The following is a 10,964-nucleotide window of genomic DNA, read 5'->3' on the forward strand; positions in this document are numbered from 1 at the left end:
TGAACTCGCGGGTGTAGGTCTTTCGTTCTTGCATGGAACCTCCTGATTGGGCGAATCATATCGCCCTTAAGAGGTGTCCGGGATCATTAGGCCAGTTCACCTTGTGTCGCGATGGGCTGCGACGCAGCCCCAGAATCCTGTGCCTCAATAATAGGTCCGAGGCTGCTCGTCAGCCTTGTTCAATACCGTCCCCACCAGGTTCACCCTGGCCAGGTGATGCAGGCAATCTTCGATTTCCTTCCTGTTGTTCATACCGTTGGCCACCACCAGCAGCACACAGTCGAACTTGGGGATCACGGTGATCGCATCGTCAGAGCTGAGCAACGGCGGCAAATCGAAAATGCAGATGCGCGACTCGTAGCGGTTGCGCAGTTCGCTGATCAGGTTGTTCACTTTGGGCGACGACAGCATTTCGGTAGACAACGGCACCGGTACCCGCGTGGGCAGTACCACGAATCGAGGCAAGGTCGGGTTGACCAGGCAATCCTGCAGCTCGGCCTTGTCCGTCAGAAACTCGTTCAACGCCTGGTCCATGGGCAGGCCCAGGCTGCTGCCGACCTTGGGCCGACGCAGGTCGAAGTCCACCAGCAACGCAGTCTTGGTGGTGTGGTGGGCGATGCTCATGGCCAGGTTGATCGACAGCACCGTCTTGCCTGCTTCAGGGGTTGGCGAGGTGATGGCCAAGGTTCGCCAGCCATTCTCGTCCATGGTCCTGAGCACTTGCGTGCGCAGCAGGTCGATCGGCCCGTTCATGTTGGAGTTCTTGTTGTAGGCGACGATACGGTGACGCTCCAGGTGCTCCGCGCGCAGCGGCACCACCTTGGTGTTCACGTAATCGAACTGGCCAGGCACTTCCACCAGCGCCGTACCTGGGGCGGGTGACAAGGCCTGCGGGGTACCTGGGGTAACCTGGTGAAGATTATTGCCAACAGCCGGCTTGGTCCTGTCCATCACTGCTTTCCTATGCAAACCGAGACATGACTTTGAACAACAGCACATCCAGTGGCATGTAGAACACGTGCACCAGCACCACCATGATAGCCGCCAGCACCAGTGCAGCCAGGATCAGCCAGTTGCGCCAACGCTTGCGCCTGGCCACATCGGCCTTGGTATCGATGTATGGCAGCGCCACCAGCACCCGCCTGCCCAGCAGGTTTTCCAAGGCACCGACGCCGCGAATGCGCTGGTTGAGCATTTCCAGCAACATCACCAGCGCACCGCCACCTGCCGGTGCCAGCACCAGGCCCAGCGCGGCGATTTTCTTGCGGTTGGGCTTGATCGGTTTCTCGGGCATCAGCGGTGGCTCCAGCAGCACAAAGCGCTCGGCCTTGTTCTCCTGCTCGAGGCTTTCGGTGATCTTCGCGCCCATTTCCTTGGCGCGGATTTCCTCGTACTTCTTGCGCGCGTTGTCGTGGTCACGCATCAAGGTCACCAGGCCACGCTCGACCTGCGGCGCCTCGAGGATCTCGGCCTCGTAGCCTTCCATCTTGCGGGTCAGCTCGCGCTTCTGCTCGGCCAGCGAAGCAATGCGCACCTGTGCCGCGCTCATCTTGGCGCGCACGCGGGCGACATCGAGGCCGACCGTGGAGGCCGCAGCCGTGCGATTGCCACTGGCTTCGAGCGCCTGGATCCTGCGCTTGACCGCCACCACATCGGGGTGGGCTTCCTTGTAGCGGCTCAGCAGCCGGGCATACTCGGCTTTCAGGCTGGGCAGGTCCTGGGGCTGCTCGGCACTGGCCACCCTGGGGCCTTCGCCGACCTTGGTAGCCAGCCCGGCACTGGCCGCGGACAGTTCCAGCTCAAGGTAACGCAGCTCTTCCTGGGCGGCCTTGTAATCACGGTCGACCTCGCGGAACTCCAGCTCCGAGCGTGACAGCATGTTCATGCGCAAGGTCTGGTGCTCGGGCAAGGCATTGGCGTGGGCCTGCTTGAAATCCGCCAGCTGGTTTTCCAGGCTGGCCAGCTCGGCACCCAGCTTGTTCGCCTCCTGGGTGAGGAACTCGGTGGTTTCGTTGGCCCGCTCGGTACGCTGCTTGAGGTTCTCGTTGAGGAACAGCGTGACCAACTCGTCGGCAACTTCCTTGGCCACCTCCGGCTGCTTGTGCTCGAAGGACACATTGAACGCCACGGTCGCTTCGCCACGCCCGCGTACATAGGTGGTGAGGGTTTCGACCACGATGGCACTGCGCATGTGGTCAATCTTGTCGCTATCGCTGAAGCGCTTGTCGGGGAACAGGTTGTACTTGTCGATGATGCGCAGCAGGTTCTCTCGGGTCATCACCCGCTGGCGAATCACTTCGATGCGTTCATCGGCGAAACTGGTGTTGTTGGTCGATACCAGCTCGGGTGAAATCTGCTGCGACTCCACCAGGATGGTGCCGGTCGACTGGTAGATCGGCGGCACCATCACTGCGACAGCGACGGTCGCGGCCAGGATGACTACGATGCTCACCCCCAACAACAGGGCCCGGTCCTTGATTATGGCGATGTAATCTCTGAGGGAGAGCTCGTAGTCGGACTTCATGGGGCCACCTGCCTGAAGTTCAGATGTCGGGGTACCTGTACGTCAACGTCAAACCCACGATCGTAGCGTTCGCATCAGCTTCATGATCCTGCTGCCGATCCTTGTACATCAGCGACAGGCGCAGGTCCCAGTACGGCGAAAACTCGCGGCTGGCCCACACGCTGTAGGTCTGCAGGGTGTTGGGGGTCTGCCCTTTGCTGTCTTGCCAGGCAGCGTCCGCACCCACCCGGGTCAATTCGCTGACGGCGTAACTCCACACACCGCGCACCCGGTCCAGCTCGGCGAAGCCGCCTTCGGCGCTGGCCACCGTGCTGCGTTCGGCGGTAAAGCTGGCGACGGCGCGCGCACCGGTATACAGCAGCGCTACCCCACCCTCCCCGCGTCGGCCACCTTCGTCACCGGAAACCTCGGTGACCCCCACATGAGCATCGGCGCTGAGGCGTTCGGAGAACTGGTACTTGACCCCGACCGCCGGGCTGTAGCTGTTGGACGCCGTCGCCGTCTGGTCCTGCTCGGGCTCATAGCGCCGGGCGCCAAAGCGGCTGTACAGATCAGCCCGCTCGCTCCAGGCGTAGGTCCAGGTGAACACGTTGCCCAGTTCTTCGTAACCCGTCAGCGTACTGATGTCATAACGGGCACGGTTGTACGTGGTTTCGTTGCTCAAGGTGCTGCGTTCGGTAACCGCCTGGCTCCAGTTGCCGGCCAGCGTATACAGCTTTTGCGTGCCATCGGTGGTGACCACGCCGGTATCCAGCACCGTTCCCGACAGCGTCGAACTTTCGTTGTAACGCGCCAGCAGGCCAAACCGCCCGCGCTCGGTCTGGCGCTGCCAGCCCAGGCTAACGTCGGGGTCCTCACGGTTGTCGACCACCGCCGTGTCGGACGAGCGCAATACATGCACGCCCAGCCCCAACCTCAGTTCGTCACGGTCGAAGGTACCGATCAGGGTGTAATCCGGCGCGATGATCGTGCGCGTTATGCCCTTTTCACCCGACGACAGCAGCAAGGGGTTGCTGTCATGTTCGACGGATGTCGGTACCACCACCGTAGACTGCCAATTTGCTGCCAGGACTGTGTCCGTAAACGGCAACACCAAGATTGCCGTTGCAATGCTAGTTGTTCTTAGAAGAGGCATTAAGTGTTCTTATTAAAGGCAAGATCAAGGAACGACCAGCGTATCGCCAGCCTGCAGTTGGATGTTGGTGGACATATCCCGGCCAGACACCAGGTCTCTATATCGCACGGGCAGAATTTTTTGGGAAGCGCCGGTGCCACGCACCACTTTGATTTCGCTTTCATCTGCAAACTTGTCGAGGCCGCCCGACATGCTCAAAGCCTGCAGCACTGCGGTAGGGCCTGCCATTTGTACCGGCCCGGGCTTGATCACTTTGCCTTGTACATAGACCAGGTTGCCGGCGATGCTCTTGACGACAACGCTGACATTCGGGTCGGGGAGAAACTTCTCGAGTTTGGCAGCCACTTGTTTTTCAACGGTCGTCACATCCAGCCCGGCAACATCGATGCGCCCGGCCAGGGGGAACGTGATACTGCCATCGGGAAGTACGGTGGCTTCCTGGCGCAGGCTGTCTTCCTGCCATACCGAAACCATCACCACATCGCCGGGGCTGAGCAGGTAGGTAGTACTGTGCGGGTCGGCCTTACCGGCACCAGACCACACCATCAGCATGCAGAACGCGGCAAACATTGAACGCACCATGAGGGTCCCTCCGGCCGAAAAGGCCCGACAAAGAGCACTGAATGAGAACAACACACCAACTCTCGCTCCGCTTCGCGGCATACACCAACCGCGATGGCCTCGATCTTCCAGAGGCCTTGCCTTGACACTGTGTGCCTGCAACCGTGGACCTGCACGGGCTACTGGCAATATAGCAACGGCTGGGGAATTGACAAGCCAGGCCCCGGGCCGCTGGTGTCAAGGGTTAAACCCAGGCTGGCGGACTCAGATCTGTTTCCTGTTGGCGACTGCCACAAAGCCAACGACAGCAAATGCAAAGAACCACCCTGCGGTTGAAACAGGGATGATACTGTTCTGATTGATATACATATCCGCCGCACGCGCCGCGCCACTCATCAGTGCCAGCAAAGACATCGATTTGATAATCAGAGCCGTGCGCATACGCCCCTCCTGTAAAGAGGAAAATCAACTATTTGTTGGCGTGGTGTTCGGGAGTTGTTTCACTGTTGAATTGAGCTTATGAACACAATGACATTGCGTCAACGATTCGACACTATAATAAAATTCAATGGGCGCCGGACAATACAGTCAAAATATCGACACACAAATTGAGCAAAGGGCGCTGCATTGGTGGCGCCAGAGTTTCATCGCTGAGAAAGGCAAGGCCGTGGGGCACTTTGGTGCCCCAGCGTGTTACTCGTCTGCGTGATGTACCACGACCAGCAACTGCGCCGGCAGCGGCCCCACCGACCTTAGCCGGTGGGGTGTCTGGGCATTGAAATGCAAGGCATCGCCTTGCTCCAGCAGCACCCGCTCGTTCATGAAGTCCACCTCCACCTGGCCGGCGTGGACGAACAGAAATTCTTCGCCCAGGTGTTCCTTGAACGTGGGGTCGCTGAACTCGATCGGCGGCTGGATCAGGAAAGGCAGCAGGCTGCGCTGCCCGACCTGGCTGGTGAGGGCCGCGTACCCTGGCCCTGCCCCGTCACCCACCAGGGCCTGGCGCTCGCCATGGCGCACCAGGCTGTAGCGGCTCTGGCCGGCCTGCTCTTCGGCGAACAGTTCTTCGACATTGACATTCAGTGCCCGCGCCAGCTTCAGCGCGGCGGCGATCGAGGGGGTGTTCAGGCCTCGTTCGACCTTGGACAGGTAGCTCTTGGTCATGCCGGTCTTGTCGGCCAGCAGCTCCAGGGTCATCCCCAGTTTCTTTCGCAGCAGTTTCAATCGGATAGACATGTGACGCGGGTTTCCCAGGCGAAGGCAGCCTGGCCATCATACGTGGACTGCTCAGGAAATGCTGGGGCTGCTGTGCAGCCCATCGCCGGCAAGCCAGGCTCCCACAGGTACTGCGCATGGCTTGGGGCCAATGCAGTCGATGTGGGAGCCTGGCTTGCCAGCGATGGGCCGCGCAGCGGCCCGACTTTACGGCATCACCGGCGGCAGGTACTGCAACGTCGTACCCAATGCCCACAGCAACACCAGTACCAGTGGCACGTGCACCAGCAACTGCACGAACGAGAAGCCGATCAGGTCGCGTGCCTTGAGCCCCAGTACCCCCAGCAGCGGCAGCATGTAGAACGGGTTGATCAGGTTCGGCAAGGCCTCGGCGGCGTTGTAGATCTGCACTGCCCAGCCCAGGTGGTACTGCAGGTCATTGGCCACCAGCATCACGTAAGGTGCCTCGATGATCCACTTGCCACCACCCGATGGGATGAAGAAGCCCAGCACCGCCGAATACACGCCCATCAGCACGGCATAGGTGTCATGCGTGGCGATCTGGGTGAAGAACAGCGAAATGTGGTGGGCCAAAGTCTGCTCGTCGAGGCCCTTCACCTGGGTGAGGATGGCCGCGATCGAGCCATACAGCGGGAACTGGATCAGCACCCCGGTGGTGGTCGGCACCGCGCGCGCCACCGCATCGAGGAAACTGCGCGGGCGCCAGTGCAGCAAGGCACCGAGCATGATGAACAACAGGTTGTAGGTGTTCAGCCCGGAAATGGCGGTAATCGCCGGCTTGGTGGCGAACTCCTGGTACAGCCAGCCGGCAGCCAGGGCCACCAGCAGCAGGATCAGGATGGGGCTGTGTTCCAGCCACTCGCCCGGGCGGGTGCGCTGGGGTGCCGGTGGCGCGGTGAAGCTGGGGTCGACCCCACAGTCCTGGGCGCTGCGCGCACTGTGCGGGCCCGGGGCCGTGGCGTAGGCGATCACCAGCGAGACCACCACCAACGCCGCCAGCATCACGCCGGACTGCCAGAGGAAGATGGTTTCGGTGAACGGGATTACCCCGGTAATCGACAGGATCGACGGTGGCAGGCTGGCCGGGTTGGCCTGCAGTTGCGCCGCCGACGAAGACAGGCCCAGCGCCCACACGGCGCCCAGGCCCAGGTAGGCGGCTGCACCGGCGGCGCGGTAGTCCATCTTCAGTTCGGTGCGCCGGGCCAGGGCGCGCACCAGCAGGCCGCCGAACACCAGCGACAGGCCCCAGTTGAGCAGCGATGCCAGCATCGAGATCAGCGCCACCCAGCACACTGCCGAACGGCCATTGCCGGGGATGCGCGCCAGGCGGTCGATCAGCCGCGCGGCGGGCGGCGAGCTGGCCACCACATAGCCGCCGATGACCACGAAGGCCATCTGCATGGTGAACGGGATCAGGCTCCAGAAGCCATCGCCAAAGGCCTTGGCGGTGTCGGTCGGCTTGGCGCCCATGGCCAGGGCGCCGATGCACACCAGCAGCACCGCCAGGGCGGCGAACACCCAGGAATCGGGGAACCAGCGTTCGGCCCAGTTGGAGCAGCGCAAGGCAAAGCGCGCGGAACGGCTGTCTTGGATTTCAGCGGCCACAGTTCAATTCCTTTTATTGGTTTTATCGGATACATCAGCAAATGCAAAACCCCTGTAGGAGCGACCTTGCGTCGCGAAAGGGCCGCAACGCGGCCCCTCGATCTCGGCATCGATGCCAAAATCGCGGGGCTGCGTTTCGGCCCTTTCGCGACACAAGGCCGCTCCTACAGGGGCGGTGCGCGGCGATAGATTAGAAGGTCATTTCCTTCACATCATCCGGCACGATCAGCTTGCCGGCGGTTTTCTCGATGATTTCCTCAACACTCACCCCGGGCGCAGTCTCGCGCAGGATGAAGGCGCCGTCTTCGATTTCCAGGTAGGCCAGGTCGGTCAGCACCTTGCGGATGCAGCCAGCACCGGTCAACGGCAGGCTGCACTGCGGCAGCAGCTTGGACTCGCCGTCCTTGGAAGCGTGGGTCATGGTGACGATGATGTTCTCGGCACCGGCCACCAGGTCCATGGCGCCGCCCATGCCCTTCACCAGCTTGCCCGGGATCATCCACGAGGCGATGTTGCCTTGCACATCCACCTCGAAAGCGCCGAGCACGGTCAGGTCGACATGGCCGCCACGGATCATGGCGAACGACTGCGCCGAATCGAAGATCGAGGCACCGCGGCGGGCGGTGACGGTCTGCTTGCCGGCGTTGATCATGTCGGCATCGATGGTGCCTTCGGTGGGGAATTCGCCCATGCCGAGCAGGCCGTTTTCCGATTGCAGCATCACATCCATGTCGGCGGGTACGTAGTTGGCCACTAGGGTCGGAATGCCGATGCCCAGGTTGACGTAGTAGCCGTCCTTCAGTTCACGGGCGACGCGTTGCGCCATCTGTTCGCGGGTCAGTGCCATGGTCAGGATCTCTTTGTTGTTCTGGTGGATGGCGCTCAGGCCTTGACGGTGCGCTTTTCGATACGCTTTTCGAAGGTGCCGACGATGACGCGGTCCACGTAGATGCCCGGGGTGTGGATCTCGCTGGGCAGCAGCACGCCAGGTTCGACGATCTCCTCCACTTCGACCACGGTGATCTTGCCGGCGGTGGCCGCCAGCGGGTTGAAGTTTTGCGCGGTGTTGCGGTACACCACGTTGCCGTAGTGGTCGGCCTTCCAGCCCTTGACGATGGCGAAGTCGCCGGTGATGGATTCTTCGAGGATGTACTTGCGGCCGTTGAACTCGCGCACTTCCTTGCCATCGGCAACCGGGGTGCCGTAGCCGGTGGCCGTGTAGAAGGCCGGGATGCCGGCGCCACCGGCGCGCATTTTCTCGGCGAGGGTGCCTTGCGGGGTCAGTTCCACTTCCAGCTCGCCGCTCAGCAGCTGGCGTTCGAACTCGGCGTTCTCGCCCACGTAGGAAGCGACCATCTTGCGGATCTGCCGGTCTTCCAGCAGCACGCCCAGGCCAAAGCCATCGACACCGCAGTTGTTGGAGACCACGGTCAGGCCCTTGACGCCACGGCGCTTGATTTCGCTGATAAGGTTTTCCGGGATGCCGCACAGGCCGAAACCACCAGCCAGTACCGTCATGTTGTCGGTCAGGCCTTCGAGGGCCTGTTCATAGGTTGCAACGCGCTTGTCCAGTCCGGCCATGCTGATCCGCCTTTTGTAGTTGTTGAACCGACGAGGCTGTCGGTGAGCGTGTGGGGACATCTTCACCGCAAGCGACTGATTTGTTAATTTTGTTTTCATCATCGATTGATAACTTTTGCAAAACAACCAAAAGGCCTGTCATGAACGTCAAGCAACTGCGCGCCTTTGTCGCTGTGGCCAAGTACCAGAGCTTCGCCCAGGCCGGTGAACACCTGCATGTCTCGCAACCGGCCCTGAGCCTGACCATCAAGGCCCTGGAAGAAAACCTTGGCGGCGCCCTGCTGAGCCGCACCACACGCAGCGTCAGCCTGACTGCCGAGGGCGAGGTACTGCTGCCACTGGCGCGGCGCCTGCTGGCCGACTGGGACGACACCGAAGAAATGCTGCGCCAGCGTTTCACCCTGCAACTGGGCCGGGTTTCAGTGGCGGCCATGCCGGCCTTTGCTGGCAACCTGCTGCCCTACTCGCTGAAGGTATTTCGCCAGCGTTACCCGAAGGTCAACGTCACGGTGCACGATGTGATCAACGAACAGGTGCAGGAACTGGTGCGCCATCGCCGCGTCGAACTGGGCATCGGCTTCGAACCGGACAACATCGATGGCCTGGATTTCCATCCGTTGTACATGGACCGCTTCGTCGCCGTGGTGCCCGCCGATTCGCCCTTGGCGCAGCTGCCCCAGGTCAGCTGGGCACAGTTGCTGGCCGAAGACTTCGTGGCCCTGCAACGCCCTTCGGCGGTGCGCCTGCTGATGGAACAGAACGTGGCCGCCCACCACGGCAAACTGGCGGTGGCTTTCGAGAGCCACCAGCTGTCGACCATCGGCCGCATGGTTGCCAGTGGCCTGGGGGTCAGTGCCGTACCGGCACTGTGCATCAACCAGATGCAGGAGCTTGGCGCCCGCTGCGTCACCCTGGTCGAGCCCACGGTCGAGCGCCGCATCGGCGTGATTGCCCTCAGCGAACACAAGCTTTCCACGGCGGCGCAAGCGCTGCTCGAGGTACTGCTTTCCAATACCCGCATCCCGGAGGTGACATGCGTTACGTGAAACTGGCAGGTTCGAGCGTTCCGGCCATCGGCCAGGGCACCTGGTACATGGGTGAAGATCCGGCCCGCAAGGCGGCCGAGGTGGCGGCCCTGCAACAGGGTATCGAACTTGGCCTGAACTTGATCGATACCGCCGAGATGTATGCCGAAGGTGGTGCGGAAGAAGTGGTTGGCCAGGCCATTGCCGGGCGCCGCGACCAGGTGTTCCTGGTCAGCAAGGTGTACCCGCACAATGCCAGCCGGCGCGGTATGGCAGCGGCCTGCGAGCGCAGCCTCACGCGCCTGGGCACCGACTGCATCGACCTGTACCTGCTGCACTGGCGTGGCCAGCACCCACTGGAGGAAACCGTCGAGGCCTTCGAGCGCTTGCGCGAGCAAGGCAAGATCAAGCGCTGGGGTGTTTCCAATTTCGACGTCGACGACCTGCGCGAACTGCACAACCCCGATTGCGCCACCAACCAGGTGCTGTACAACCCGGCCCAGCGTGGCATCGAGTTCGACCTGTTGCCGTGGTGCGAAAAGCGCGCGCTGCCGACCATGGCCTACTGCCCGCTGGCCCAGGCCGGGCGCCTGCTGCAGCACCCGGTGCTGGCGGAAATTGCCGAACGCCATGGTGCCACGGCGGCCCAGGTCAGCCTGGCCTGGGTGACCCGTGATGACGGGGTGATAGCCATCCCCAAGGCCGTGACGCCCGAGCATGTGCGGTTGAATGCGGCTGCGGGTATGCTGACCTTGACCAGCGAAGACCTGCGGGCGATCGACCGGGCGTTCCCGGCACCGACGCGCAAGCAGCGGTTGGCGATGGTGTAGCGACTGGCACGGAATCGTTTTTTGTAGGAGCGGCCTTGCGTCGCGAAAGGACCGCAAAGCGGCCCCAGCATTATCTGCAGTGACGCCGAAATCCTGGGGCTGCTACGCAGCCCTTTCGCGACGCAAGGCCGCTCCTACAGGTCAGCGCAATCCGGACTACGGCGAGACTCCTGTTGGAGCGGGCGCGCCCGCGAACACCGGCAGAGCCGGTGCCATGCACCGCAGTGCCTGCTTCGCGGGCTTGCCCGCTCCCACAGGGGACCGCGCAAGGGTCGGGATTCGTGCAAGGCCATTTAACAGCGGGCTCACTTCCATCAGCGCGTTCCCGGCACCGACGCGCATGTAGCGACTGGCACGGAATCGCTTTTTGGACTGCCCCCGAAAAGTTGGACAGTTTTAGCCAGTGGCCTGAGTCCTGTAGCTGACAGGGCTCAGGCCATTGAGTTTCAGCCTGATGCGGTCATGGT

11 protein-coding genes are annotated in these 10,964 nt (G+C 62.0%); 2 read left to right on the forward strand and 9 right to left on the reverse strand.

Features of this window, described 5'->3' with window-relative positions; genetic code table 11:
• Window positions 1–144: 144 nt before the first annotated feature.
• The 9 genes from CAG34_RS27040 to CAG34_RS27075 form a co-directional block, all read right to left on the reverse strand.
• On the reverse strand, window positions 145–951 hold the full coding sequence (locus CAG34_RS27040; protein ID WP_085593459.1) for a CpsD/CapB family tyrosine-protein kinase: 807 nt from the start codon (window positions 949–951) through the stop codon (window positions 145–147).
• A 10-nt stretch (window positions 952–961) separates the two neighbouring features.
• Window positions 962–2,524 (reverse strand): Wzz/FepE/Etk N-terminal domain-containing protein, encoded by a 1,563-nt coding sequence (locus tag CAG34_RS27045; RefSeq protein WP_085593461.1) that lies wholly within the window; start codon window positions 2,522–2,524, stop codon window positions 962–964.
• A 19-nt stretch (window positions 2,525–2,543) separates the two neighbouring features.
• Complete coding sequence (locus CAG34_RS27050; protein ID WP_085593463.1) at window positions 2,544–3,659, reverse strand: hypothetical protein; 1,116 nt, start codon at window positions 3,657–3,659, stop codon at window positions 2,544–2,546.
• A 24-nt stretch (window positions 3,660–3,683) separates the two neighbouring features.
• Window positions 3,684–4,241, reverse strand: a complete 558-nt coding sequence (locus tag CAG34_RS27055; RefSeq protein WP_085593465.1) for a polysaccharide biosynthesis/export family protein — start codon at window positions 4,239–4,241, stop codon at window positions 3,684–3,686.
• 243 nt (window positions 4,242–4,484) lie between these two features.
• Window positions 4,485–4,661, reverse strand: coding sequence for an EPS-associated small membrane protein EppA (gene eppA / locus CAG34_RS29065; RefSeq protein ID WP_075045301.1), 177 nt, complete (start codon window positions 4,659–4,661; stop codon window positions 4,485–4,487).
• A 252-nt stretch (window positions 4,662–4,913) separates the two neighbouring features.
• Window positions 4,914–5,456: a helix-turn-helix domain-containing protein gene (locus tag CAG34_RS27060; protein WP_085593467.1), complete on the reverse strand. Its 543-nt coding sequence runs from the start codon at window positions 5,454–5,456 to the stop codon at window positions 4,914–4,916.
• 186 nt (window positions 5,457–5,642) lie between these two features.
• Complete coding sequence (locus tag CAG34_RS27065) at window positions 5,643–7,061, reverse strand: short-chain fatty acid transporter (protein WP_085593469.1); 1,419 nt, start codon at window positions 7,059–7,061, stop codon at window positions 5,643–5,645.
• Window positions 7,062–7,251: 190 nt separating this feature from the next.
• The gene (locus CAG34_RS27070) at window positions 7,252–7,908 is read right to left on the reverse strand and encodes a CoA transferase subunit B (protein WP_025339254.1); all 657 of its coding nucleotides are present in this window, start codon (window positions 7,906–7,908) and stop codon (window positions 7,252–7,254) included.
• A 35-nt stretch (window positions 7,909–7,943) separates the two neighbouring features.
• Complete coding sequence (locus CAG34_RS27075; RefSeq protein ID WP_015270421.1) at window positions 7,944–8,642, reverse strand: CoA transferase subunit A; 699 nt, start codon at window positions 8,640–8,642, stop codon at window positions 7,944–7,946.
• Window positions 8,643–8,782: 140 nt separating this feature from the next.
• Between CAG34_RS27075 and CAG34_RS27080 the strand changes: the two genes are divergently transcribed.
• A complete protein-coding gene (locus CAG34_RS27080; protein WP_085593471.1) occupies window positions 8,783–9,688 on the forward strand; it encodes a LysR family transcriptional regulator in 906 nt (301 codons plus the stop codon).
• Window positions 9,676–10,497: an aldo/keto reductase gene (locus CAG34_RS27085; protein WP_085593473.1), complete on the forward strand. Its 822-nt coding sequence runs from the start codon at window positions 9,676–9,678 to the stop codon at window positions 10,495–10,497. The genes CAG34_RS27080 and CAG34_RS27085 overlap by 13 nt, the downstream gene beginning before the upstream one ends.
• Window positions 10,498–10,964 lie beyond the last annotated feature (467 nt).

Source organism: Pseudomonas sp. B14(2017) (assembly GCF_002113255.1).
GTDB lineage: Bacteria > Pseudomonadota > Gammaproteobacteria > Pseudomonadales > Pseudomonadaceae > Aquipseudomonas > Aquipseudomonas putida_Z.